Raw genomic sequence first — 24,374 nt, forward strand, 5'->3', positions numbered from 1 at the left:
TTAGCTTTACCGCTTTCTTTTAAGCATGATGAGGCGTACACGGTTAATGACAAACCAAACCAAACCAATGCCAATAAACAACAATGCAGCGCTACGCTGCCAACTATTGGCGAGAGGTTGTTGGAAAAATAGATAGACAAAGGCAGCAATGGAGAGCAACAAGGCCAACATCGATTGAGAAACCAATTTATCTGACTTTTCCTGCCTCAATCGAATCGCTTCACGCTCGATGTCTTCTTTTGAATTGCCCGCAAAAACAAATTGGCAATGAGGGCAATCTTTTGCCTTAGAAGACACGCGCTTACCACACGAAGGGCAATTAACTAATGCCATATCAAACACCTTTACCGATATATACCAAGCAATATAAGGCTTTTATCACTAAATTCAAGGGACAGCCCCAATAAATGAGGTTTAAATAAAAAAAGCGAGGCGCTTGCCTCGCTTTTTTAGAATAAACGTTATGGCTATTTACGTTTTTGTTCTTTATTAAAGTCCTGCCAGTACGACTTAACAGTACTCTTCATCTCTTTGTGTAATAACAACATACCGATCAGGTTTGGTAAGGTCATTAACACGATGGCGACCGCTGATGCTGTCCAAATTAATGTCGTATCGGCAAACGATGCCCAGAAAAAGCCTGCTACGTATAAAATACGGTATGGCATGACACCCTTCTGACCAAATAGATAGACCACAGCGCGATCACCATAGTAGGACCAAGCAATCGCCGTCGAAAAGGCAAACAGCAATAGCGTCACAGGAATAATGTACTGCCCAAAGTCACCCAAGTAACCGTTTGCAAAAGCGAGTGACGTTAGCGCCGCCGAGTGAACCAACGACTTACCGACTACTTCGATATCGTCTTTGATCAAATTACCATCTTTAACTTTCACCGTCCCGGTATAAGCATCCTCGCCGGCCACAATAAAGCGTACATCTTCAGCCACCGAACGCGCATGTAAGATAGTAAACTCATCATTAGTCTGAGCAACACCATTCTCAACGCTCACCACACCACTATACCGCTTGATCTGGTTCTCATCCGTCTGATTCAGATACGCATAGAGTTTCTCACGGTCAGCCGTTATGGTGTCATCATAGTGCCCAGCAATGAAGTCGAGGTCACTTCGTGCGAAGTTATTCTCAAATTTCTGGGTCCAAACGCCTGAGGATAGAATCACGAGACCCGTCAGCGTACAGATTAAGATGGTATCTAGGAAAGGCTCAAGAATTGAAACCAAACCTTCGGAAACCGGATCTTTCGCGCGTGCTGATGCGTGGGCAATCGGTGCAGAACCCTGACCCGCCTCGTTCGAGAACAAACCTCGGTTAACACCGCGGTTAAAGGCATAAGCAAAACTTGCGCCTAAGAAACCGCCAGCGGCCGCAGAGCCGGTAAATGCATCGCGGAAAATAGAAACAAAAGACTCACCGATATTATCAATGTTAAATGCAATGACACTCAGCGAGCCAAGCACATACAAGATACCCATAATAGGTACAATCTTAGAGGTGACCGCTGCAATACGCTTAATACCGCCGATGATAACCATGGCGAGTAGAATCGATAACACCGCACCAGTAACAACAGGGTCTATCTCGAACGTTTGTTCCATTGACTGAGCGATGTTATTGATTTGGGGCATGTTACCCGTACCGAAGGAGCTGATAATGGTTGCGATAGCGAAAATCACTGCTAACCATTTCATGTTTAAGCGGCGATCCATGTAATACATAGGTCCGCCCGCCATGGTGCCATCTTCAGTTTTTACACGATACTTATGCGATAAGGTGACCTCAACAAACTTAGTGGTCATCCCCATGAACGCAGTCATCCACATCCAAAAAATAGCGGCGGGGCCACCTAAGAAGATAGCCAATGCTACACCACCAATATTACCGGTACCCACGGTTCCAGAGAGCGCCGTCGAAAGCGCTTGGAAGTGGCTGGTATCCCCTTGTGAGTCTTTTTTATCGAACTTACCGCTCAATACGCGCCACGCGTGACGAAAGTAGCGCACTTGAGGAAAGCCCAAATAAAGTGTGAAGAATAAGCCCACACCTAACAAAAGAAATGGGAAATAGGCTGCCGAGCCCAAAAACCCATCAATCCATAACAAAATATTATTCAGCGTTTCCAAGGTGTATCCCCTTTATTTATTGTTATTTTCACCGAGCTTGTTAAGCCTTACGCAAGATAGGTGACACGGCCAATATAGCCGTTAGCAAGTCCTCGCCTAGACGTTGGCTACGTGTCAACGACCACCCAAAGTCTTCATCAGGTAAGTCGGCATTATCCTTAAATGGCATTTCTAAAGTGTACGATAAGCATTTAAAACGCTCACCAACGGCGGTACACGCAACCGTCATATTCGCTTTGCCTGGCTCATCTTTCTCGTAGCCATATTCATCTTGGAATTCAGGCGTTGCCGCTAACAAAGCATTTTTAAACGTTTCTTCTAACTGCTTATGTCGCTCATCATACGAGGGAATACCCTCACAACCCGCTACGAAATTATAGGGAAGCGCTTCGTCACCATGCACATCTAAAAACATGTCGACGCCGGTTTCCTGCATCCGCTTAAGTACATAAAAGACTTCTGGGCTTTTCTCTAGGCTAGGTTCCGCCCACTCTCGATTCAGGTTAGTACCTACCGCGTTAGTTCGCAAATGACCTCGAACACTGCCGTCTGGGTTCATATTGGGTACGACATAGAACACATTTTCATCTAACAGTTTCCGAGCGACGCCATCCTCATCATCTAACAAACGCCCTAAAAATCCTTCCATTAGCCATTCAGCCATCGACTCGCCGGGATGCTGACGTGCAGTCACCCAAATGGTATTTTTATCGTCGCTGGGTTCGCCGATTATCAGCAAGTTTAACTCACGTCCATCAAGCGTTTCACCGAGTAACTCGTGATAGCAATCCACAGATTGTTGTGCCTGCTGAATCAAATCTAAATGACGCTCATACGAATACGGGACAAAGTAGGCGTAGTAGACTGATTCTTGCTCTGGCGTATGGCGTATGGTGAGTTGCTTACCATCATACTCGGTCGGTACGCGAAACCACGTATCGCGATCATACGAAGCCAACGCTTGGTAATCTTTCCAGCCATCGGGATACGCTGATTGACCTGCATTTTCAATGACCATCACATGTTCCTCGCCAATCTCGGCAAACAACTTGTAATGAAACCACTGATAGAAGTCCGATTGATGGTCCTTGCGAATTGCAAGACGAATATTCTCACAAGACTGCGCTTCAATAACGTCGATGTTACCGCTATCAAAGGCTGTATTAATACGTATCATGCGTTTCCTTAATAGTAATTAAAACGAGTGCATACCAGTATACGAAAAAAGCGCCACCGAGGGCGCTTTTTTCGATTTTTCGCATTTAGCGAGGCAAGTTTGGCACTTTAAGACCTGCCATTTGCTCAGCAACACGCACAACTTGGCAGCTATAGCCGAATTCGTTGTCATACCACACATACAACACAGCGCGGTTGTCTTCAACGATCGTTGCTTGTGAATCAACAATACCCGCATAGCGACTACCTACCAAATCACTCGACACAATTTCAGTCGAGGCAGTGTAATCGATCTGGCTTTCAAGAGAAGAATGCAAAGCGGTTTTACGAAGGTATTCGTTCAACGCTTCGCGATCAGTTGACTGGCCTAAATTCAAATTCATGATAGCCATGGACACATTAGGCGTCGGTACACGAATCGCATTACCTGTTAATTTGCCTTTTAATGCAGGAAAAGCCTTCGCAACGGCCTTAGCCGCTCCGGTTGAGGTAATGACCATGTTGAGGGGCGCTGAACGACCGCGACGCTCTGCTTTATGGTAGTTATCAATCAGATTTTGATCGTTAGTGTAGGAGTGAACCGTTTCTACGTGACCATTTTCAATGCCATACTCATCATGAACCGCTTTAAGTACTGGCGTAATTGCATTGGTTGTGCAGCTTGCTGCAGAGAGAATCCGGTCATCTTCTAAAATGTCGCTATCGTTGACGCCAAACACGACATTTTTGATGTCACCTTTTGCAGGCGCAGTTAACAATACCTTAGCGACACCTTTAGATTTAAGGTGGAGACCTAAACCTGCTTCGTCTTTCCAGATACCGGTATTGTCAATTACGATTGCATTATCAATGCCATACTGCGTGTAATCGACTTGATCAGGGCCATCGGAATAAATGACTTTAATTGAGGTGCCGTTGGCTTTGATGCTATTTGTTTCTTTATCAATAGTAATAGAACCATTGAACTGGCCATGAATTGAATCGCGACGTAGCAAGCTCGCACGCTTTTCAAGATCACCCTCGCGACCCCCACGGACAACTATCGCACGTAAACGCATTTTATTGTTCGCACCATTCTTCTCAATCAGTAAGCGCGCCAATAAGCGTCCAATACGTCCAAAACCGTATAACACGATATCGCGTGGTTCGATGCTATCGTCTGCATCAACAACGTCACTCAATTCACGACGCAAATAGTCTTCAATTGATAAGCCGTCGGCTTTGCCACCGTGGTGATAACCGTAAGCAAGTTTACCCAGATCGACACGTGCCGGCGCCATCTGCATTTTTGCCATAGCCTCTAGGAATGGGAAGCTCTCACGTAAACGTACTTTCTGACCTTCATAACGGCGAATCAAACGATGTGCTTTGATAATATTGATTGTCGAGACGTTTAAAAGTGAACGACCATAAACAAGAATCTCAACACCAAAGTTACGGTACAATTTACCGATCAATGGCTGCATGAGTTCTGCGTACTCTTGGCGCTCCTGCCAACTTGAGAGTGTCGGGTCCTGCTGGTTAGCATTCATTAGCTAAGTCCTCATGGTATGATATGCTCAAAAAATCTCGATGCATATTGTACTGAAAAGCGCACAGATAAGCCAACCTATGCTGGCCAAGTTATTAGTTACTCGTTTACTTAACGGAAAATAGCGATGAAATATGGATATATTATCGGAGTCTGCAGTGTCGTGTTGGCGTCGCTCGTCGTCGGGTGTGGCGATCGCCCAATAACTGTCCGTGAAGCTTGTAACTCCGACCCGACTATGTGTTCAGACTTAAATCAAGATAATTGGTGCAATGCTGAACGGCGTCAGCTGATATTAACGCGCTACAGTCATAAGATGAATCCATCTGCAGAAAGTAAATATTATTTACTGAAGGATTTACAAAATTACTCTCAGTGCATTGAGCTCGCTTCGGCGATTGAACACAAAAAGCTCAAGGAAAAGCAATCACATCGTATCGAAGCTTATATTAATAGTCTGCGCAATATCGAAAAGCGAGCGCAAGAGACTCGTCAAAGTGAGCACCCTTTATTACTCTACTGGCACTGGGCGAACCGCAACAACCAAGCGGCACTCAAACGTTTATTAGCGCTTGAGGGGGCACCCATCATGCAAACCTCTGAACTACAATTTGCTTTAGCCACCTATTACGCGAAAGAAAACACCGATAAAATGCTTGCCTATCTTTATCGCGCATTACGGCTGTATCAACCGGGTCAACGCTTCAATGTCGAGATCCCCGAATCTTTAGCAACCTATTACCTAAACCAAGGAGCGGTTGATAAAGCCTATGTCTGGTCTCTCGTTGCCGTCAATTTCAAATCCAAGGTACTCGATGTAGAGCAGCTCGATGATATTTTTACGCAACCCGATGAGCGCAAAAAGCAACTTCGTGACATTGCTGACAGACTCACAGACCGAATCACGGAGGGACGTTTTAATCTTCGCCCCGATTGGTCAGTGCCAACGAATTAACACAATAGCGTTGCCCTGTTTCCGTTGGGCCATCGTTAAAAACATGACCCAAGTGGCCTTTACAGCGGCTACAGACAATTTCAATACGTTGCATGCCGTGACTACTATCCTCACGGTATTCGATAGCTCCATCGATAGCTTCATCAAAACTTGGCCAGCCACAATGACCTTCAAACTGTTGTTGTCCAGTAAACAATAATTGCCCGCAGCCAGCACAGTGATATTCACCGTGTTCATTTACCTGAATAAAGTCGCCGCTAAATGGTGCCTCGGTACCCTGTTGACGCAGGATCTGATATTGCTCAGGTGTTAATCGCTCACGCCATTGTTCATCACTCAGGTCGTTCCAATTAGTATCGCTTTGTTGATTACTCATGACTCACCTATGTCTCTGTTCTGTCTTACCTTGTTAACAAACACTGTGTTAGACTTAACATCTAATCACTTTCAGCTGCTCGGAGTTTTACATGTTGCGCCGTACAAAGATCGTTACCACCCTAGGTCCTGCTACTGATGACCCTAGTGTTCTTAAATCACTTATACAAGCAGGTGCTAATGTAGTACGTCTAAACTTCTCTCATGGTTCGGCGGACGACCATATCAAACGTGCTGAAATGGTTCGTAAGCTATCCGCTGAATTAAAAGCACATGTCGCTATCTTAGGTGATCTGCAAGGCCCAAAGATACGGGTAGCACGCTTCAAAAACGACAAAGTCACACTTTCGCAGGGTGAAAAGTTTACCCTCGATGCCCAGTACGATAGCCAATCGGGTGATGAGCACATTGTCGGACTTGATTATAAAGAACTACCACATGACGTTGAGCCGGGTGACATCCTCCTACTGGATGATGGCCGAATTCGTTTGCAAGTTGAACGTATCGATGGGTCTGCTGTACATACGCTGATCGTTGTTGGCGGTCAGTTATCGAATAATAAAGGTATTAATCGACTCGGTGGCGGACTCTCTGCAAAAGCACTGACAGAAAAGGACTTAGAAGACATAAAAACAGCCGCACAAATCGGTGTGGATTATTTGGCAGTCTCTTTTCCTCGTAGCGGTGACGATATTAACGAGGCGCGTCAGCTATTACGTGCGGCAGGCGGGAATGGCGTACTTTGTGCCAAAATTGAACGTGCAGAAGCCGTCGCATCGGAGCACGCGTTGGATGAGATTATAAGAGCATCCGACGCTGTGATGGTTGCACGGGGTGACTTAGGTGTCGAAATTGGCGACGCACAACTCGTCGGTAAACAAAAACTGATAATTAGTCGGGCACGCCAACTCAATAAAGTCGTTATTACGGCAACCCAAATGATGGAGTCCATGATAGAAAATCCGATGCCAACCCGCGCAGAGGTGATGGATGTTGCCAACGCAGTGCTAGATGGCACAGATGCCGTGATGCTATCTGCTGAAACGGCGGCAGGCAAACATCCAGTTGCAACCGTAAAAGCAATGGCTGAAATCTGTCTGGGTGCAGAAACGCATCCAAGTGCCCAACTTAAACATCACGATTTAGAAGAACATTTTTCAAGTATTTCCGAGGCGGCGGCCATGTCCGCAATGTATGCAGCCACCCACCTAACGGGTGTAAAAGCAATTATCGCACTCACGGAATCCGGATTTACGGCTAAATTGATGTCTCGTATTACCTCTCATTTGCCTATTTTCTCGCTATCTCGTCACTCGGGTAGTCGTCATAAGTGTGCATTGTACAGAGGCGTATACCCTATTCAATTTGACTCAACCGAATCAAAGAATCCGATATTAGACGCGATTGCGGTAATAAAGGGTTTGGGGCATGTTGCAAAAGGTGATCTCGTTGTGCTTACACACGGCGATGTCATGGAAACCGTTGGCTCAAGCAATACCTGTAAAGTTATCGAGGTTCAGTAAGCTGACCGCACTTCGGCGTCACGCGCCGAAGTGCGCCTCAATGTCACGACATAACTCGATATATTCATCAAGCTGCTCGATGAGGTTCTCGCGTTGCTCTTGCGTTAGATTTCCACTGAGCTTGGCAAGATAACGATGGCGAATCGTGCTTTTTGCGCGGCGATTATCCTGCTGGGCCTCTGATAACATTTGTTCAGGGTCCGTAATCAGCGACTTTATCACCTTAGCCTGCATAGGCGATGCTAATAGTGCCTGTTTGAAACTATCGAGCCAACGCTGGCGGTAAGCTAACCAATCATACTCATTAGGAACAGCGTCAGACTCAGATACCCAGGATTTGACCAACTGGCGCTGTTCATCGGTGAGTGAGCCTAGCCGCTCTTCCAAAGCCTCTTGACGACGCTTAACGCGATCATAAGAAGCAAATAAGTCATCGCCCTCTTCCGCTTCTTCCTCGCGCTGCTCATCAAGCTTTTCTTGCATCGAGGTAATTAACTGCTGCTTTTGATCAACTGAGAGCTCATTCAGAAACGCAGTATGCGCCGCTATTTGGTCCTTAATCTGCTGCCAAAAATACCACGCATCGCTTTCAAGTTGTGCGATGAGTTCCTTATCGACTGTGTCTTCAGCAAGCGCCTGCCGCAAACTTTGTAAACGCATTCGATACTGAGGAATTTGTTGGGTAGCGTGCCACTGGTGCAACTCATCGATAATCCTCGATGCGCGCGTTTGTTGGTCATCAGTTAATTCAACATAATCATCGAGTTGCCACTCGATAAAAGTGTCTAAATAACGATAACCAAACTGTGCGGTACAGCCTATTAGCAACGCAGATAAACAAAGTACTGCCGTATAAATTCGACGCATTAGTTTAAGATAAGTTGTTTGATCCTATCTTTGTAACTACGGCTGACTTTTAGTTTTTGACCATTCTTAAGCGAAATATGATATTCACCATTCTGACGCGTGCACAATTTTTCGACTTGGTTCACATTAACGATGGCAGAACGATGGATGCGCTGAAATAAATGAGGATTTAATTCTTTTTCAAGCTCTTTCATGGTTCGACGAAGAATAAACGTTTCCCCGCTCGCATGAATACACATGTAATCACCCGCCGCATCAACCCACTCAATAGCATTCACGGGTACTCGCGTGATCTCGCCACTGTCTTTAATCGCAATGTGTTCCGGGTAACGACTCATCGGAACGTCGTCACCGCTTGCTAAACGCTCCAGAATAACATCACAGTCTTCGCCAGTAACCTCGGCGACCAAGTTGACTAATTTCTGCTGCGTCGCATCGAACTCATTGGGTTCTAATTCTTGCTTCACTCGCTCGATAGTCTCTACTAAACGTTCTTCATCAACAGGTTTAAGCAAGTAATCCAGAGCACGCACTTCGAAAGCACGTATCGCGTATTGGTCGAACGCCGTAACAAACACAATCGCGGGTAACGTCGGCATACATTGTTGCAAAGACTTTAGCACATCAAACCCGTTCAAACCGGGCATCTGAATATCCAAAAATACAATGTCGGGCTTCAACGCACTGATCTCAGCAACCGCTTCGCGACTGTTCCCCTGATGCCCTACCAACGTGATTTCGTCAAATGATTCTAATCGGATCGCCAGTCCTTTACGTGCTAAAGACTCATCGTCCACGATGTAAGCAGTAAAACTACGACTCATACACTCTCCAACGTTTCAAAAGGCAATACGATCTCAACACATAAGCCTTGTGGTTCATTTTTTGTCATACTGAACGTAAATTCATCACCGTAGAGCGCGGCTAATCGCTCGCGTGTGTTTTTAAGACCCACGCCTGCATTCTTCATCAGCAATTCAGGCTGTTCAGGAGCATGAGGTCCATTGTCACACAATTGCACAATTAAGCGATTGCGCTCAACGTAAGCCTTTAGTGATAATACGCCTTGTTCCTCAGTTTTAGCAATTGCATACTTAATAGCATTTTCAATTAACGGCTGAAAAAGTAAACTCGGCACCAATGCCCGTTTAGCCTCATCACTCACATCTATCAGGATCTCTAAGCGCTCATCAAAGCGCACTTTTTCGATATCGAGGTACAACATCAACGCCTCGACTTCCTTTTTTAAGGTGATCTTCTTAATGGGATCGTTGTCGAGCGAGAAACGCAAGAAATGACTCAAGCGGTTAACCATCTTATTGGCGATAGCTGTATCTTGGACCAAGATCAGCGTAGAAATTGCATTAAGACTGTTGAACAAAAAGTGGGGGTTGAGTTGATAACGCAACATTTTCAACTGCGCTTGGTGCGCCATTGAGGAAGCCATCAGCGCCTTCTGTTTTTCGTTTTGCAACATACGGTAATATTTAATACCAAAATATAAGCCACTCCAGCTCAATACGATGTAGAACTTGGCTATATTATTTTTAAAATAGGCAAGATGACTGTCTGGTGTAAAACCAAACTTATAAATCTCCCAATATGTCGCGTTATCGACCACGGCCCAGAGACACGCGGTAATGTAACTTGCAAGAATAACAACAAACATTAATAACAGTGGATGCCATTCCCAAACGCGTTGGTAAAAATACCGTAACGGAAGCGTAAGCAAGAAACCAGAGTAAGCCCCTAAGACAAGTACAACACCATATATATCGCGCATTTCATGCATTAAGGAACCGATATAATTAACTAATGCATACCCTGCCCATCCGCCGAATTGCAGTAGCCAAAAGCCGCGGTCCGAACTTGGAAACCATGATTTGCTGAGCAATGATTTTAACAACCTTGAAACCTTCTCGTTGAGCGAGCTATAAGTTAGGACTGCGACCGCGAGAGCGCATCAATATCCACTAAGCTGCCGGAAAACAAGCTGTTAATAGCCTCTTTTTGCTGACTATTAAACTGAACACCTAGCGTCGTTTCAGTTTCTGCAGCCTTTACTTGACGTACAATACTTCCCAATTCAACAGTGTTGCCAGACTTCTGATTAACCGTAATGTTAACCCGCTGTCCTGTCTCCCATTTAATCGGACTGGCGGTATCGTCGGCAGCCGCTTCGGCGTTGACGTACTGTAATTTACACCCGGTTTCAGAAACATCGAGAATAATAGCTTCAACGGACGCATCCACCGAATTATCTTCAGACAAACGCGATACCTTGCAAGGTAAGTAAGCGTCAAAGCGTCGACCCTGACGAATAACGCGACTTTCAACCTGCTTAGGCCAGTCTAAAAACAACATTTTGGTTGGGTGGGCGACGACAAAGTCAATATCACTTCTAAACGCACAAATTTCGCCGTTTTCGTTCTCAAGAACAAAGCGAACAATAATCGGAACGCCCTCGTAAAGATGCTCCCGTAACTCTCCATAACGCCTAGAATCAGGCATATTGACAATGAACCAACGTCCTAAAACAGCACCGATAAACTCGGTTTGAAAACGTGCCGGTACATTGAGACCAGAAATTTGTATTTCAACTTTCTGCCCTACCGTCAACTGCTTGATTTTTGCTGCCATGCAATCCCCTACTAATAAAATCAAGTATGCTAATATGTTCGCTATAAGTCATTGACTGTCAAGCAAAGGAGTATCCGTTTGATCCATTATCAGATTACCCCAATTGACCCCAAAGGTCATTTATTTGAGGTCTCGCTGCATATTGAAAAGCCCAATCCCAATGGTCAAGAACTTTGGCTACCTAATTGGATACCGGGAAGTTATCTCATACGCGACTTTAGCAAACATATCGTCGGTATCTATGCAGAAAGCGATGGACGTTCCCTTAAGCTCGATCAAATCAGCAAAAACCGCTGGCGCCTTGAGTCCTCGGAGCATGCTATTCAGGTAAAGTACCAAGTATACGCGTTCGACCTCTCCGTGCGAAGCGCTTATCTTGACGAACTACAAGGCTTTTTCAACAACACGTCACTCTGTCTTGCCGTCGCCGGGCAAGAGCAAACCCCTTGTCGCTTGAGCCTCGAGCCAAGCGATGCCATCGCACACTGGCGTATTGCAACCGGTATGCCGCGCGTTTCCGGAAATGCGCACGGTTGGGGTGAATTTGAAGCGGAAAACTACGATAAATTAATCGACTATCCTTTCTTGCTCGGTGAGCTGACCATTGAAGAGTTTATTGCCCATGGAATAAAACACTCGTTAGTACTGAGCGGCCGACACAAAGCCGATACTTCGCGCATCACCGCTGACCTAGCGCGTATTTGTGAATATCAGCTAAAAATGTTTGGCGAACCCGCACCCTTTAAGCACTACACATTTTTAACCATGGTCGTAGGCGATGGATTTGGCGGACTTGAGCACAACAACTCGACTGCGCTGGTGTGCAGCCGCAAGGACCTCATTAAACCTGGGCAGACTAAGGTAGACGATAACTATGAGACGTTTTTAAGCTTATGCTGCCACGAGTATTTCCATAGCTGGAATATTAAAACGCTGAAGCCTAAAGCTTTTATTCCCTACCCGCTGGAGCAAGAAACCTACACAGAACAACTGTGGTTCTACGAGGGCATGACCTCATATTTTGATGATTACCTACTTCATCGTGCCGGCATTATTTCTGCTGATCGTTATTTACGTTTGCTGGGCAACACCTTGGCGCGTGTTGAACGCGGTGTCGGACAGCATCAACAATCCGTGACTGAATCGAGCTTTTTAGCTTGGACCAAGTTCTACCAACAGAATGAAAACGCGCCCAATAGCATTGTTAGTTACTATGCTAAAGGGGCTCTTATCGCCTTGTGTTTGGACTTAACCATTCGTCTACAAAGCGATCATCAACTCGATTTACAGCAAATAATGCATGACTTTTGGCATCGGTACGGTAAAACCGGCGAAGGTACTGAAGATCACACTTTTTTCGAATACTTGAGCCACTATACAGCCCTTGACGTGAATGAGTTCCTTCACGACGCTTTATATTCTCGTGAGCAACTGCCCGTGTCAGAGCTGTTAGAGAATTTTGGCGTAAAGGTGTCACGACATGTGCCCGCCAACGACTTACAAAGTAACGGCAAATTACCCGAAAAGTCCGCTAAAGTGACCTTAGGAGCGCGTTACAAAAACCATCCTCAAGGATTGGAGTTAACGCAGGTATACCACGATGAAAGCGCTTATGAAGCAGGGTTATCAGCCAATGACCGCTTAATAGCCATCGACCATCTCCAAGTTACCAGCGATAACATCAACGAAATATTAGATGCATTCAAGCCGGGCGATAGCGTTACTGTGCACGCCTTTAGACGTGACGAATTGCGAACATTAAAGCTGACTTGGCAAGCACCTAAGAAAACAAGCTACGTGCTTTCTATCACGCAGCCTGAGTATCTTAATGATTGGTTGAAAACCAACCTTTAGTTATTTACGAGAGGATATAGCTGGGGTAATAGTGCAGGATCGAGGCGCTCATTGCCCCAGTTTACGCGCCAATCAAGGTGTGGGCCCGTGGCGCGGCCCGATGCGCCTACTTCACCAATCTTTTCACCCTGCTGAATGGTATCACCGACCTCAACCGAGAGCTTGCTTAGGTGCAGGTACGTGGTATTCACACGGTACCCATGATCGATAATGAGTGTGCCACCTGAATAGAACAAATCAGGTTCTGCTAGCGTCACCACACCACTCCAAGGCGCGTAGACGGGGGTTCCAGTCGGTGCGGCAATATCTTCGCCATAATGAGGGCGGCGAGGTTCACCATTATAGAATCGCTGTGAACCATAAACACCACTGATACGCCCTTCCGCAGGCTTACGTACCGGGGTCATAAAGTCCATTCGTTTCGAGTCAGTTTGGCGAGCACGCCATACTTTAGCTGCTTCAGCCTTGGCGCGTTTAACCTGCTCGGGATCCGGGGTGACTGTTTTTTGCGGCACACCTTCAACTCGATCAATCTTGTATTCGCGTTTGCTTAAAGTCAGATTAATCGGTGTTTTTTCTGAGCCTTCAACCACTTCAAGGGTTTGATTTAACGCAGCATCGCGACCAAAACCAATAACAAAGTAACCATCATCACTGATATCAAGGCGCTCACCTTGATAAACTACCTCTGAGTTGGGCTCAACTTGACCGATCAGCAACGCCCCCTGAGTCAACTCGCCGTACCATGTCACGGGTGTCTCTTCCTGAGCCGCTTTAGCTGCGCTGCCAAACGCAATACTCACTATCGATAATAGTGGGATAATCACTTTGAAACGGTTAAGCATAAGCAATTGCTCCTTTGCCTACTCCCTCGAACGCTCTAACCCGTACACGTTGCTCAGGATGGTCTTGTTTGATTTTTGCAGCAATAAACTCTGCAATACACTCCACCGTAGAGTCCGAATCAATAAAATCGTTCTCACTCTTAGGTACGATCAATTCAAACAAGCCTTGATCAGCAACATAACTGTAACCCACATGAGTCGCTTCACTCAGCTGCTTAGCCGATTCTGACCGCTGTAACCGTTTAATCTCTGCTTTGTCTTCTTCTGAACCAATGTAAATATCAGCCCATCGCTCAGACCATTGTTTCTCGAGCACTGGTTGACGAATATTATCCAACGCAATTTGAATTTTTGAACGGTGACCGTGAGCGATACGCTGGCAGTTACCGTCATGCTTCTTGAGCCCATGCGTATAATGATAATAGAAGCCATCGATTGCTTCGGGGCGCAGCGACAAGCGCAATCCTTGTACGTTACCGGGCAATTCGCGTTTTATTACTGCGCGTAAGTAGTCGGTCACGGTCAGTGCATCCACTTTTTCCGCATCGATATAAGCAAAGGCTTCAGCAGGACAAAATAGATGAATCGAGCGCCCTTCGGGACGCATAAAGTCAACCCAGTGAGACTCGTCGTCATCAGAGTGTGTGACACGTGTGTATGCGTGGCTACTCGGTACCAGTAGCTTATGATCAACTGACCGATCAATAATCGCTTTGATCTGCTTCTTCACGCGACCAAAATCAAGCACCATCGACTGTTCATTAAGTGAGCCATCGAGCTCAATATCTACAATCCAGCTTTCGCCCACGATGCCGCGCTCGGCACATAGGTAAGAACAATCAATCACGGTCAAATCATCTACAAATAACAGCATAGCTCTCGCTTACATCTCATAAAAATCGGTTCAATTATAACGCTATTCATTGGGTTACGCACCCAGTGCTCATCGGCTTAAACAATAATTTTCAGTTCGCTGAGTACATCAATGAATAAATGCACAGCGAGGGCAATCAATAACACACCCATGAGTCGATCAACCCAGTGCATGTAACGCCACACGCGTTTAAATACGCGCTCCGACGACAGCACTCGGGACAGAAACAAAAACCATACGCCCGTGGCGAGAATTAAATAAATGGCATAGCTTAACTGCCAAGCAAATGGTGTGTCAGGGCTAATCACTACAGTAAACAATGTCAGAAAGAACAACGTTGCTTTGACATTCAACCCATTAGTAATAAAGCCCGTCATAAACGCGCGCCTTTCAGACGGACGTTGCGGGTCGTGCTCATGGGTGTCGGGCGCAGGTTTCGGTTTTGACTGCAATGCGCCCACGCCCATGTAGGCTAAATAGAGCGCACCCGCTGTCAAAATAGCTGCATATAACCACTGCGTTTGTTTAATAATAATGGCTACACCCACCAGTGAATAAGTCACATGCAAAATAATACCTGCGGCTACGCCCAAGCTCACAAACGCGCCGATTTTGCGACCGTAAGATAAGCTATAACGCGTCACCACCGCGAAGTCTGGACCAGGACTTGCAACGGCGAGCAGATGATAGGTGGCAATAGTAATAAACTCAGCCCAATAAGACACGACTTGCGCCTCCATGCAATTAAGGTTAACTTTTAGTTAACTCAAATTAAATAAAACTGGTCAACTATGAGCACTAAATCAAACTTATCGCTGAATGCTCTGCGCGTGTTTGACGTCGCGGCGCGTGCAGGCACCTTCAAACAAGCCGCTCAGCAGTTGGGCGTCACCCAAGCGGCTGTCACACGACAGATTCAGACACTCGAAAATCAGTTAGGCATGCGCTTATTTCAACGCGACAACCGTGTTCATGCACTAACGCCGGCGGGATTAGAGCTTGCCCCCGCACTCGAAAGTATTTTTCGCGAGTTAGATCACACCATACAACGTGCCCGCTCCACCGCGGATCATAACATTACCCGGCTTACACTGGCTATTAGTTCTGAGCGTCTACGTTACTGGCTACAAGATCGCCTTGCTGACTTTCACTCGATTTACCCACATATCCAACTCAGCTTTGTTCGTAGCGATGAGCAAGTCAATGATGCACAGCAAGCTGACTGGGCGAGTCAAATTCAACACGAAAACATTGATCTGCTTATCAGCCAAAGTCTTTTACGGGATACGCAAATACAGCAAACCACACTCTATAAACCGAGTTATGTCGCGATCAGCCCCGATGCAAATTGTGACTCGACTCAGGCAACGTGGTTTGTCGATAAGGCACACCCCATGCATCAACGAGTGATAGAACAGCACACAAACCGCACTCACCCGCTGACTATTAATCAATGTGCCGATACGACTATGGCGCTCGACTTGGCACACACATATCAAGGAGTGGCTATTGTCGATGAACAACTGACACAGCATCCATCATTATCAGACTGGCACACTTTGGGCAAAACTGAGTCGTCACGGAGTGTAGCTGTGTATGCGCAGTATCGTAAAAAGCGTCGCTATTCCGTTGCGCTCGTCGCGCTACTTAACTGGCTTAAGTTACAAGTCAAAGATATCGATGCATCCTAGGAGTCGCCAATATGCCCAATTCCAGCCTAAAGACTGAGCGCTTTAATTTAGATCGTCACGCGATTGCAAAGGTGGTATCTATCGAACAACAGCTCTACGATAACCTCGCCTATCCTGAACTATTGTTCTATCAGGCCGCACATCAATGGCCGAACTCTCAGTTTATTTGTCGTGATAACAATGACATCCTTGCGTATGCCATGTACGCGCCGGCCGAAAAGGCCAATACATTATGGTTGATGTCCGCCGCAGTAAAGCCAGGTTGCCAAGGCCGTGGCGTGGGCACAAAACTGTTAAGCGATAGTTTGCGTAGTTTAGATGAGCAGGGGGTGACATGTGTCCTTCTAAGCGTCGCCCCAAGCAACGCAGCCGCAATCAGCGTATACCAAAAACTTGGTTTCGAAGTTGTTAGAAAGGCTGAGCATTACCTTGGGCTGCGTGAACACAGACTCATAATGCAGAGGAAAATCACAAACAAGGAATAGCCATGAATTTTTTACAAGAGTGGGCAAATGCAGCACACACCAGTGTTGGCTTCTTTTGGATGGCGTTGTGGGCGTTCGCGCTCGGATACCTCATAAGTAGTCTTATTCAGGTCATGGTCAGTCGTGGACATATGAAAAGCCTGATGGGTGACGACTCGGCTAAATCGATGACACTCGGCACTTTTTTTGGGTTCATTTCGAGCTCGTGCAGTTTCGCAGCACTTTCAACAACACGCGCTTTGTTTAATAAAGGCGCCTCCTTCCCCGCCTCCATGGCATTTTTACTTGCATCCACGAACCTCGTTATCGAACTCGGATTTGTGATTGCGATCTTCTTGAGTTGGCAGTTTGTCGCAGGTGAATATATTGGTGGCGTGTTACTTATCGCTTTTGCTTGGCTGTATATTAAACTGACATCACCTACGGGTTTGATTAAATCGGCTCGCAAAAACGAAAACGCAGAAGATGAGGACAACTCAACGAAGCCATGGAGCGCCTTACTGACACGCGAAACATGGCAACAAGTCGCAAAAAAATACCAAATGGAATGGCAGATGGTGTGGCAAGACGTGCTTCTTGGCTTCACTGCTGCGGGTATCATTTCCGCCTTTGTACCCAGTGAGTTTTTCAACTGGTTATTCCAAGGTTCTGGTGCCAATGTCGCTGATGCTTCGTTTTTGGAAGTGCTACAACAGACCATTGTGGGTCCTTTAGCCGCGTTCTTCACCTTTATTGGTTCAATGGGTAACATTCCGCTCGCCGCAGTGCTATACGGTGAGGGGGTCGCCTTTGCGGGCGTCATGGCATTTATATTCTCCGACTTAATCGTATTGCCAGTGTTGCGTATCAACGCTAAGTACTACGGTTGGAAAATGGCGTTATACATTGCCCTGATGTTATTCGTCTGTTTGGTATTAACCGCCTTAACGCTGCATTATGGCTTGTTTGCTTTTGACGCCTTGCCCGACCATTCCCAACAACAAAAAATCACCGAACGCGCGTTCTTCTCGGTCGACTACGGGTTCATTCTTAACCTGATCTTTTTAGCTGTGAGCGCGGGTTTAATCTATTTGACTCAGCGGCAGAAAAAGCAACATAACCATCACGAACATCATCATCACCATGATCACGACCATGGTAGCAGTAACTCATGGCGCGACTATCTGATGAACGGTCTTTGTATTATTGCCGGCGTTTGGTTGATTGCAGGTCTGATACTGTATGGGACGCTTTAATGTCTCTGTTAGACGCGTCTGGACCCATTGAGTTTGCGCCTGGGGCATGGCTCTTGCCGAATCATGCCTCAGAGCAAGCTGCGGATATACTGGCGGCGATACGTGAGTGTGTGCGTCAAGCGCCGCTTCGTCATTTCATGACGCCCGGTAATAAGCCTATGTCAGTGCTGAGCAGTAACTGCGGTGATTTTGGGTGGGTTTCGGATAGCAAAGGCTACCGCTATCAAGCAACCGACCCCAAGTCAGATAAACCTTGGCCTGACATTCCGTCGATTTTGCTTAATGACGCAACACAAGTCGCTGAACAAGCAGGTTATCCAGAGTTTTTACCTAATGCCTGCTTAATAAACGTCTACAAACCGGGTGCTAAAATGGGACTACACCAAGATCGCGATGAGTCCGACCTAAACGAGCCGGTCGTCTCTTATTCATTTGGCTTGCCCGCGCGCTTTATTTGGGCAGGCCAAACACGCACCGGCACGAAACAACGTCTGCCGCTTAATCACGGTGATGTATTAGTTTGGGGCGGTCCTAGCCGACTTAATTATCACGGTATTGATAAACTGGTCGAAGGCACCCACCCGCTCACCCAACAAACACGTGTCAATCTAACATTAAGAAAAGCTTAATTTTTTCTGATCCTTTTACATACAGTCACGTATGTATCATTACCTGTATGTGAGAGGAAGTAGTATGAGCAGTATCAAAACCGCGGCTGTCGCATTGGCAGCCGCAACCTTTTTATTACCTGTAAAAGCCGATGAATGGCACGTATCAGCTTCGTATTCCACCGACCAATTGCGTGGTGCACGAATCGGCTACCGCACTGAGAGTACGCAATTCAGCTTTTTGGATTGGGCAGGCAGCCCGCAAGTAAGTCTCGAGATGGGTCTCAATCATTGGCAGGACTCAAACGACACGTCCGACAATATCACCGCACTGACCGTGTCACCTGTGTTTCAATGGCAATTGACCGAAAGCGCCACGCCACTGTATTTAGAGGCTGGCATCGGCGGTAGTTATTTTGATAAAACCCGTATTGGTGACCGCCGTTTATCAACACAGTTTCAATTTGAAGATCGTGTTGGCTTCTCTTGGCAGTATAGCGCTCACAGTAAAGCAAGAATTACAGTACAGTACTCCCATTATTCCAATGCAGATATCGAAAGACCCAACGACGGATTGGACTTTTATTCGATTTATTGGGTATTACCTATATGAATACGTTAGCAAAGGAGGCAATTATGATTCCCCAGTTTGGTATGGGCACCTTTAGATTGGAAGGACAGGAACTCACCGACCTCGTTAGTGCTGCCATTGATATGGGTTACGAGCACATCGATACCGCGCAATTTTATGGTAATGAAGCCGATGTGGGTAAAGCACTCGCTCAACACACCAATAAGGACGTGTTTGTCACGACCAAAGTATGGTACGAAAAGCTCGCTTATCAAGACGTGCTTGATTCGCTGCAAGTGAGCCGCGATAAACTGCAACGCGACACCATCGATCTCGCGCTGATTCATTGGCCCTCGCCGAATGACGAAGTGCCTGTTGAGGAGACCTTAGACGCGCTGCAGAAAGCCCAGCAAGATGGGTTAATTAAGCACCTAGGTGTGTCCAATTTCACCATCGATTTGTTAAATCGTGCGGCGGCGCATGTGGGGAAAGATGAAATCCTCACCAACCAGATCGAGGTCCACCCATTCTTTCAAAACCATGCGATAACAGATGCCTGTAAACAAATGGGCGTTAAAGTTACGGCTTATTTACCGTTGGCAAAAGGCGCGGTAATGGATAACTCAGTGATGCAAAATATTGCTGAGAAACACAATGTCTCGCCGGCACAAGTCGCTATTGCATGGCAATTGGCGAATGACTATATCGCGATTCCGTCAACCACCAAGGTGGACCACTTGAAATCGAATTTTGATGCGCAAAGCTTAAAACTCGACCAAGATGACATGAAGGCAATCGCGGATATTGACAAAGACGATCGTCTCATCGATCCCGATTTCTCGCCTGATTGGGACTAACGAGTTCGTAGTAGGTAGCGTACACAGTGCGCTGCCTATTGAACATCGCTTAAGTTCTGGCACAATGCAGGTAATAAAATTGAATAATCAGCGGTGCCATGACCCCTCTTTCTAAACAACAAAAGCCCTCTTTTATTGCGGTATGTGTCGCACTCACCTTGGTGTTTGTGTTGTGTTGGGGTAACCGTTTCAGTCTCATTAAAACCTGCCAGCTGAGTGACCAACATAGTACCGTCACAGCATCGCTTGATTCGAGTAATAAGACACCTCAAGCGAGCCATAAACAGTGTGAGCACGCCTCACACTTGCTCAAAGTCAGTCAATTAGATATCAGCGCACTGGCATTATTTGTTGCGTTTATTGGCTTTGTACTCTTTTCCAAAAGCAATACGCCAGCACCTAGCTATGCACAGCGATTCGCAAAACCTAAGCGAAGGTGCCACACCCTCTTCTGCTTATTTCTGGAATAGCTTCTTACGTTTGCCTCGAAAACGTATTTTTTAGCTATTTTAGGAGTATCAATGAAAACAGCAAAATTTGTAGGCTACCTACGCTGGTTTAGCGTATGTCTAAGCCTTTTGATGTCATCGTTCAGCTGGGCACAGGGCTCACCTTCCACGGGTTGGTTGACGAGTTCTGATCACGACGCGGTTAAGGTCAAACTTTCAGTGACAGGCGAATTTAACCCCGAAACACGGACATTGCCGGCACTTTTAACGGTGCAACTTAAAGATGAATGGAAAACGTACTGGCAGGCACCGGGTGAAGGCGGTATTCCACCGCGTATCGACTTGGCTTCGTCTCAAGGTATTGAACGCATCGATTGGCATTGGCCAACACCGAGCGAGTATTACGTACAATCCATTCGTACAGCCGGCTATAAACACCAAGTCACTTTTCCCCTCGAGATCGTCGTATCTGAAGCGACTGAAAGGGCTCAGTTGGATGCTGTATTCACGTTATCGAGCTGCACGAATATCTGTGTGCTAACAGATTTTCCGCTGCAATTGAATATTGATGTTAATCAACTCTCGCCAGACAGCGAACAGAGTTTTGCTTTTGCGCGAGCAATGAGTCTAGTACCGCGGCCACTCGGTAACGCGCAAGTGACGCGCGCTGACTACAACGCTGATGATCAACAACTGAGTTTTGTGTTATCGCGCAAATCGCGCTGGGATTCGCCACAGGTGTTTGTGCACAGTGAAGATAAACAACTTGATGAAGTGGTTTTTAAACTCGTCCAACAGACGGTGAGCGTTGATGGGAAGCGTTTAATCGCCAGCTTTAAAGCATCTCATTGGCTCGAGCTACCAGAACTCGTCAATCGACAAGTCAGCATCACCGTAAATGACGATCCATTCAGTGCGGTTTACACAACACAACTCGACCGGAGTAATAGCACGACAACGAATGACCCCCTCGATACTATGACTATTTGGGGGGCGCTATTCGCCGCTCTGCTGGGTGGTTTAATTCTCAATATAATGCCCTGCGTCTTACCAGTCCTTGGAATCAAGGTGCAATCTCTGATCGCTAACAGCGACGCATCAGCGCGGCAGGTTCGGTATCAGTTTCTCGCCACAGCTATGGGTGTTATCAGCACCTTTATCGTTATTGGCGCTCTACTCGGCCTGTTAAAACTGAGTGGCGCGCGGATCAGTTGGGGAATGCAGTTTCAAAACCCTTGGTTTATCGCAGTACTGGCGTTCATTACATTGGCTTTTGCAATAAATTTGTTCGGGCTTTATCAGATCCGCCTCCCGCAGTGGCTCAATCAATGGGCGCTAAAGTCACAGCGTAGTTCGTTACTAGGTCATTTCAGTCAAGGCGTATTTGCCACTGTATTAGCAACGCCGTGTACTGCCCCCTTTTTAGGGACTGCGGTGGCGTTCGCACTAGGCGCGCCAATGTATTTGTTACTGCTGATATTCTTCGGGCTCGGTGTTGGTATGGCGCTGCCTTGGTTGTCCATCGCGGCATTTCCACAAACCCGTAAGTTGTTACCCAAACCCGGGCCGTGGCTGAAATGGGTGAAGCCGATATTTGGTGCCTTGTTGCTCGCCACAAGCGTCTGGCTATTCACATTGTTAACACCGCATTGGTTAAAGGCATCCAGCGAATCAACTTCAGCAGAGCAAACCAGCGAACGCCCTTGGCAAATGCTCTCGTTTAAGACGATTCATCAGGCGGTTACACAAGGAAAAGTCGTATTTGTAGATGTCACAGCAGACTGGTGTATTACCTGTAAAGCCAATAAGCTCGGTGTACTTGAACAAGAGCCGGTGTACAGCGCGCTCGCAGCACCTGACCTGATTCGTATGCGCGGTGATTGGACCGTGCGAAATGATTATATCACTGACTATCTTCGCGCCTATGGACAATACGGCGTGCCATACAACCGAGTATACGGACCGGGCGCTCCCGAAGGGATTGAGTTACCCATCATCCTTACCAGCGATGCCGTAATGCAAGCCATCAAGGAAGCGAGAAATGAATAAATGGGGTCTGAGATTTATTAAATTACTGGGTTACCTTGTTGTCGCCGCCGCGATCGCCTTCGGCGTCGACTTGTATCGTAACAATAACGTACCCACTACGTTGCCCGACGAATTAACACTCACAAGCCTGGCTGGCGAACCGCTATCAATAGCTAAGATGAGTGAAGAAGAGCCCGTGCTACTTTATTTCTGGGCGACCTGGTGTCCCGTGTGTCCAACGGTCTCGCCGACTGTAGACTGGTTAAGTGACGACTACAACGTCATTTCAGTGGCATTAAGATCAGGGCATAACACTAAGATTTCTGCTTATTTGGAGCAACAAGAACTGGGGTTTATAACGGTTAATGACACTCAGGGCGCGATCGCCCGCCAGTTCAATATCACCGCAACACCCACCATTTTAATTATTAATAACCATAAAGTGACTAGCGCCACCAGTGGCTTCACATCGCCACCGGGGATCCTAGCACGCTTGTGGTTGAGCAAATTTTAGAATTAACTTTTAAGATAAGGAATTAATGATGTTTAAACGAATGACACTCTTTATTGGTGCCGCTTTAATGAGCAATGCGATCAGCGCGCAATCACTCACCGATAAACAAGAAACGGATCTGGCACAAATCGAAACCATGCTCCGAGATAACCCGCAACTTATTGGAAATATGCGTCAGGGATTAGAAAATTTTCTAGAGGAACAAAAAGCGCAAAAAGCGACCTACCAAGAATATAAGGACTGGCTTTTTGATACCTCTACACACCCTACTCTAGGCAATATTGATGCCGCGCATTCGATCGTCATTTTTACGGATTATAACTGTCCCTACTGCAAAAAGCTGGAGCCCAGTTTAGAGCGTTTAATTAAAGAATACCCATCGGTCAATGTCATTAATATCATTGTGCCGCTACGTCAGCGCTCTGTTGATGGTATCAACACCAATGCAACTGAGTTTGGGCTGAGTGTTTGGTCGAATGCTTCCGATAGTTACTATGATGTGCATACACTGCTAATGAGCAAATCAGGAATGCATAACGCTGATTCACTTCGAGCAATCGCCGAACGCACGGAAACACAAGCGTGGTTGGAACACCCGCAAGCCAGCAAAGAAACGATTAAGAAGAACTTACAGACGTTTCAAGCGCTAGGGTTTCGTGGTACTCCTACCATCATGATTGGTGAACAGTGGATACCTGGTTTTATTCAGTATGGTCAGATCGAACAAATTGCCAAGCAAGAATTCGGTCTATAGATTGCTTTCTAAGGGGCTCCCATGCCCCTTTTTTTGGCCTTAGCCTTCAAGCTAGATTCATCAAATATCCGACAAGCCATGGCGCAATTGCACATAAACATAATAGACCGACTTTTTTCCAGCGAGCTTCTATATTACTTTTTAGACTGTAAAACACCGCCGCGTACGCAGTTACTATCGACCAGCCTATGTATATAAGTAACTCAGTCAGTGCCAACCCTAAATAGACTTCTCTCATCTCGCTGGATGACATTCCCCAACTGAGAATTAGCTGACCATAAACGATGACGGCAACGGTACCAATAATAGCAATCAAAGGCATCGCGTTCTTCTGCATAAACACTCGACTCATGTGCAAGCTCCCGTGTTATTAATGATTCATTGTAAAACGAACTAAG

Annotated in this window: 26 protein-coding genes; 13 read left to right on the top strand and 13 right to left on the bottom strand. The window is 46.4% G+C overall.

Annotated features, from left to right (window positions below; all coding sequences use genetic code 11):
• Positions 1 to 6: 6 nt before the first annotated feature.
• The 4 genes from OS145_RS07900 to OS145_RS07915 form a co-directional block, all read right to left on the bottom strand.
• Complete coding sequence (locus OS145_RS07900; RefSeq protein ID WP_006955821.1) at positions 7 to 333, bottom strand: zinc ribbon domain-containing protein; 327 nt, start codon at positions 331 to 333, stop codon at positions 7 to 9.
• Positions 334 to 467: 134 nt separating this feature from the next.
• Positions 468 to 2,144 carry an alanine/glycine:cation symporter family protein gene (locus OS145_RS07905; protein ID WP_006955823.1) on the bottom strand — a complete coding sequence of 559 codons (1,677 nt, stop codon included), beginning with the start codon at positions 2,142 to 2,144 and terminating at the stop codon, positions 468 to 470.
• Positions 2,145 to 2,184: 40 nt separating this feature from the next.
• On the bottom strand, positions 2,185 to 3,318 hold the full coding sequence (locus OS145_RS07910; protein WP_040487989.1) for a M14 family metallopeptidase: 1,134 nt from the start codon (positions 3,316 to 3,318) through the stop codon (positions 2,185 to 2,187).
• An 88-nt stretch (positions 3,319 to 3,406) separates the two neighbouring features.
• Positions 3,407 to 4,852, bottom strand: a complete 1,446-nt coding sequence (locus OS145_RS07915; RefSeq protein ID WP_006955827.1) for a glyceraldehyde-3-phosphate dehydrogenase — start codon at positions 4,850 to 4,852, stop codon at positions 3,407 to 3,409.
• Positions 4,853 to 4,978: 126 nt separating this feature from the next.
• Between OS145_RS07915 and OS145_RS07920 the strand changes: the two genes are divergently transcribed.
• Positions 4,979 to 5,806, top strand: a complete 828-nt coding sequence (locus OS145_RS07920) for a DUF2989 domain-containing protein (RefSeq protein WP_006955831.1) — start codon at positions 4,979 to 4,981, stop codon at positions 5,804 to 5,806.
• Here OS145_RS07920 and msrB read toward each other — a convergent pair.
• Positions 5,769 to 6,182, bottom strand: a complete 414-nt coding sequence (gene msrB / locus OS145_RS07925; RefSeq protein WP_006955833.1) for a peptide-methionine (R)-S-oxide reductase MsrB — start codon at positions 6,180 to 6,182, stop codon at positions 5,769 to 5,771. The genes OS145_RS07920 and msrB overlap by 38 nt on opposite strands.
• Before the next feature lie 91 nt (positions 6,183 to 6,273).
• On the opposite strand from msrB, the gene pyk reads away from it, so the two are divergent.
• The gene (gene pyk, locus OS145_RS07930) at positions 6,274 to 7,704 is read left to right on the top strand and encodes a pyruvate kinase (RefSeq protein ID WP_006955835.1); all 1,431 of its coding nucleotides are present in this window, start codon (positions 6,274 to 6,276) and stop codon (positions 7,702 to 7,704) included.
• An 18-nt stretch (positions 7,705 to 7,722) separates the two neighbouring features.
• On the opposite strand, the gene OS145_RS07935 is transcribed toward pyk, so the two are convergent.
• Genes OS145_RS07935 through OS145_RS07950 form a run of 4 tightly spaced genes read right to left on the bottom strand, consistent with a single transcriptional unit; the run spans position 7,723 to position 11,211 of the window.
• Entirely contained in the window at positions 7,723 to 8,571 is an 849-nt protein-coding gene (locus OS145_RS07935; RefSeq protein WP_006955837.1) for a DUF6279 family lipoprotein, read from the bottom strand.
• Positions 8,571 to 9,395 (bottom strand): LytR/AlgR family response regulator transcription factor, encoded by an 825-nt coding sequence (locus OS145_RS07940; protein ID WP_006955839.1) that lies wholly within the window; start codon positions 9,393 to 9,395, stop codon positions 8,571 to 8,573. The genes OS145_RS07935 and OS145_RS07940 overlap by 1 nt, the downstream gene beginning before the upstream one ends.
• The gene (locus tag OS145_RS07945; protein WP_006955840.1) at positions 9,392 to 10,477 is read right to left on the bottom strand and encodes a sensor histidine kinase; all 1,086 of its coding nucleotides are present in this window, start codon (positions 10,475 to 10,477) and stop codon (positions 9,392 to 9,394) included. Before OS145_RS07945 ends, OS145_RS07940 begins: the two co-directional genes overlap by 4 nt.
• 32 nt (positions 10,478 to 10,509) lie before the next feature.
• On the bottom strand, positions 10,510 to 11,211 hold the full coding sequence (locus OS145_RS07950; RefSeq protein WP_006955841.1) for a flagellar brake domain-containing protein: 702 nt from the start codon (positions 11,209 to 11,211) through the stop codon (positions 10,510 to 10,512).
• Between the two features lie 78 nt (positions 11,212 to 11,289).
• On the opposite strand from OS145_RS07950, the gene OS145_RS07955 reads away from it, so the two are divergent.
• Entirely contained in the window at positions 11,290 to 13,065 is a 1,776-nt protein-coding gene (locus OS145_RS07955) for a M61 family metallopeptidase (protein WP_006955842.1), read from the top strand.
• Here the strand turns inward: OS145_RS07955 and OS145_RS07960 are convergent.
• The 3 genes from OS145_RS07960 to OS145_RS07970 all read right to left on the bottom strand — a co-directional run bounded on the left by OS145_RS07960 (position 13,062) and on the right by OS145_RS07970 (position 15,509).
• Positions 13,062 to 13,910 carry a M23 family metallopeptidase gene (locus tag OS145_RS07960; protein ID WP_006955843.1) on the bottom strand — a complete coding sequence of 283 codons (849 nt, stop codon included), beginning with the start codon at positions 13,908 to 13,910 and terminating at the stop codon, positions 13,062 to 13,064. The genes OS145_RS07955 and OS145_RS07960 overlap by 4 nt on opposite strands.
• A complete protein-coding gene (locus OS145_RS07965) occupies positions 13,903 to 14,784 on the bottom strand; it encodes a 6-carboxytetrahydropterin synthase (protein WP_006955844.1) in 882 nt (293 codons plus the stop codon). The genes OS145_RS07960 and OS145_RS07965 overlap by 8 nt, the downstream gene beginning before the upstream one ends.
• A gap of 77 nt (positions 14,785 to 14,861) precedes the next feature.
• Positions 14,862 to 15,509 (bottom strand): LysE family translocator, encoded by a 648-nt coding sequence (locus OS145_RS07970; RefSeq protein ID WP_050749996.1) that lies wholly within the window; start codon positions 15,507 to 15,509, stop codon positions 14,862 to 14,864.
• 66 nt (positions 15,510 to 15,575) lie between these two features.
• On the opposite strand from OS145_RS07970, the gene OS145_RS07975 reads away from it, so the two are divergent.
• The 10 genes from OS145_RS07975 to OS145_RS08020 all read left to right on the top strand — a co-directional run bounded on the left by OS145_RS07975 (position 15,576) and on the right by OS145_RS08020 (position 23,976).
• Positions 15,576 to 16,475 (top strand): LysR family transcriptional regulator, encoded by a 900-nt coding sequence (locus OS145_RS07975; RefSeq protein WP_006955846.1) that lies wholly within the window; start codon positions 15,576 to 15,578, stop codon positions 16,473 to 16,475.
• An 11-nt stretch (positions 16,476 to 16,486) separates the two neighbouring features.
• Positions 16,487 to 16,960 (top strand): GNAT family N-acetyltransferase, encoded by a 474-nt coding sequence (locus OS145_RS13025; RefSeq protein ID WP_006955847.1) that lies wholly within the window; start codon positions 16,487 to 16,489, stop codon positions 16,958 to 16,960.
• A gap of 2 nt (positions 16,961 to 16,962) precedes the next feature.
• Positions 16,963 to 18,195 carry a permease gene (locus tag OS145_RS07985; RefSeq protein ID WP_006955848.1) on the top strand — a complete coding sequence of 411 codons (1,233 nt, stop codon included), beginning with the start codon at positions 16,963 to 16,965 and terminating at the stop codon, positions 18,193 to 18,195.
• A complete protein-coding gene (gene alkB, locus OS145_RS07990; protein ID WP_006955849.1) occupies positions 18,195 to 18,824 on the top strand; it encodes a DNA oxidative demethylase AlkB in 630 nt (209 codons plus the stop codon). Before OS145_RS07985 ends, alkB begins: the two co-directional genes overlap by 1 nt.
• A 64-nt stretch (positions 18,825 to 18,888) precedes the next feature.
• Entirely contained in the window at positions 18,889 to 19,416 is a 528-nt protein-coding gene (locus tag OS145_RS07995; protein ID WP_006955850.1) for an acyloxyacyl hydrolase, read from the top strand.
• 23 nt (positions 19,417 to 19,439) lie between these two features.
• A complete protein-coding gene (dkgB, locus tag OS145_RS08000) occupies positions 19,440 to 20,231 on the top strand; it encodes a 2,5-didehydrogluconate reductase DkgB (protein WP_006955851.1) in 792 nt (263 codons plus the stop codon).
• A 98-nt stretch (positions 20,232 to 20,329) separates the two neighbouring features.
• On the top strand, positions 20,330 to 20,701 hold the full coding sequence (locus OS145_RS08005; protein ID WP_006955852.1) for a hypothetical protein: 372 nt from the start codon (positions 20,330 to 20,332) through the stop codon (positions 20,699 to 20,701).
• Between the two features lie 51 nt (positions 20,702 to 20,752).
• A complete protein-coding gene (locus tag OS145_RS08010; protein WP_006955853.1) occupies positions 20,753 to 22,729 on the top strand; it encodes a cytochrome c biogenesis protein CcdA in 1,977 nt (658 codons plus the stop codon).
• The gene (locus tag OS145_RS08015; RefSeq protein WP_006955854.1) at positions 22,722 to 23,222 is read left to right on the top strand and encodes a protein disulfide oxidoreductase; all 501 of its coding nucleotides are present in this window, start codon (positions 22,722 to 22,724) and stop codon (positions 23,220 to 23,222) included. The genes OS145_RS08010 and OS145_RS08015 overlap by 8 nt, the downstream gene beginning before the upstream one ends.
• 28 nt (positions 23,223 to 23,250) lie before the next feature.
• A complete protein-coding gene (locus OS145_RS08020) occupies positions 23,251 to 23,976 on the top strand; it encodes a thioredoxin domain-containing protein (protein WP_006955855.1) in 726 nt (241 codons plus the stop codon).
• A gap of 46 nt (positions 23,977 to 24,022) precedes the next feature.
• Here OS145_RS08020 and OS145_RS08025 read toward each other — a convergent pair whose 3' ends face one another.
• On the bottom strand, positions 24,023 to 24,328 hold the full coding sequence (locus OS145_RS08025; RefSeq protein ID WP_006955856.1) for a hypothetical protein: 306 nt from the start codon (positions 24,326 to 24,328) through the stop codon (positions 24,023 to 24,025).
• Positions 24,329 to 24,374: the final 46 nt, after the last annotated feature.

It is taken from the genome of Idiomarina baltica OS145, from assembly GCF_000152885.1.
Lineage (GTDB): Bacteria > Pseudomonadota > Gammaproteobacteria > Enterobacterales > Alteromonadaceae > Idiomarina > Idiomarina baltica.

What these genes read in the sequence shown, in the direction of transcription:
- OS145_RS07900 (WP_006955821.1), bottom strand. Translation starts at nt 333, where the DNA reads ATGGCATTAGTTAATTGCCCTTCGTGTGGTAAGCGCGTGTCTTCTAAG.
- OS145_RS07915 (WP_006955827.1), bottom strand. Translation starts at nt 4,852, where the DNA reads ATGAATGCTAACCAGCAGGACCCGACACTCTCAAGTTGGCAGGAGCGC.
- OS145_RS07920 (WP_006955831.1), top strand. Translation starts at nt 4,979, where the DNA reads ATGAAATATGGATATATTATCGGAGTCTGCAGTGTCGTGTTGGCGTCG.
- msrB (WP_006955833.1), bottom strand. Translation starts at nt 6,182, where the DNA reads ATGAGTAATCAACAAAGCGATACTAATTGGAACGACCTGAGTGATGAA.
- pyk (WP_006955835.1), top strand. Translation starts at nt 6,274, where the DNA reads ATGTTGCGCCGTACAAAGATCGTTACCACCCTAGGTCCTGCTACTGAT.
- OS145_RS07935 (WP_006955837.1), bottom strand. Translation starts at nt 8,571, where the DNA reads ATGCGTCGAATTTATACGGCAGTACTTTGTTTATCTGCGTTGCTAATA.
- OS145_RS07940 (WP_006955839.1), bottom strand. Translation starts at nt 9,395, where the DNA reads ATGAGTCGTAGTTTTACTGCTTACATCGTGGACGATGAGTCTTTAGCA.
- OS145_RS07950 (WP_006955841.1), bottom strand. Translation starts at nt 11,211, where the DNA reads ATGGCAGCAAAAATCAAGCAGTTGACGGTAGGGCAGAAAGTTGAAATA.
- OS145_RS07960 (WP_006955843.1), bottom strand. Translation starts at nt 13,910, where the DNA reads ATGCTTAACCGTTTCAAAGTGATTATCCCACTATTATCGATAGTGAGT.
- OS145_RS07965 (WP_006955844.1), bottom strand. Translation starts at nt 14,784, where the DNA reads ATGCTGTTATTTGTAGATGATTTGACCGTGATTGATTGTTCTTACCTA.
- OS145_RS07975 (WP_006955846.1), top strand. Translation starts at nt 15,576, where the DNA reads ATGAGCACTAAATCAAACTTATCGCTGAATGCTCTGCGCGTGTTTGAC.
- OS145_RS13025 (WP_006955847.1), top strand. Translation starts at nt 16,487, where the DNA reads ATGCCCAATTCCAGCCTAAAGACTGAGCGCTTTAATTTAGATCGTCAC.
- OS145_RS07985 (WP_006955848.1), top strand. Translation starts at nt 16,963, where the DNA reads ATGAATTTTTTACAAGAGTGGGCAAATGCAGCACACACCAGTGTTGGC.
- alkB (WP_006955849.1), top strand. Translation starts at nt 18,195, where the DNA reads ATGTCTCTGTTAGACGCGTCTGGACCCATTGAGTTTGCGCCTGGGGCA.
- OS145_RS07995 (WP_006955850.1), top strand. Translation starts at nt 18,889, where the DNA reads ATGAGCAGTATCAAAACCGCGGCTGTCGCATTGGCAGCCGCAACCTTT.
- dkgB (WP_006955851.1), top strand. Translation starts at nt 19,440, where the DNA reads ATGATTCCCCAGTTTGGTATGGGCACCTTTAGATTGGAAGGACAGGAA.
- OS145_RS08005 (WP_006955852.1), top strand. Translation starts at nt 20,330, where the DNA reads ATGACCCCTCTTTCTAAACAACAAAAGCCCTCTTTTATTGCGGTATGT.
- OS145_RS08010 (WP_006955853.1), top strand. Translation starts at nt 20,753, where the DNA reads ATGAAAACAGCAAAATTTGTAGGCTACCTACGCTGGTTTAGCGTATGT.
- OS145_RS08015 (WP_006955854.1), top strand. Translation starts at nt 22,722, where the DNA reads ATGAATAAATGGGGTCTGAGATTTATTAAATTACTGGGTTACCTTGTT.
- OS145_RS08020 (WP_006955855.1), top strand. Translation starts at nt 23,251, where the DNA reads ATGTTTAAACGAATGACACTCTTTATTGGTGCCGCTTTAATGAGCAAT.
- OS145_RS08025 (WP_006955856.1), bottom strand. Translation starts at nt 24,328, where the DNA reads ATGAGTCGAGTGTTTATGCAGAAGAACGCGATGCCTTTGATTGCTATT.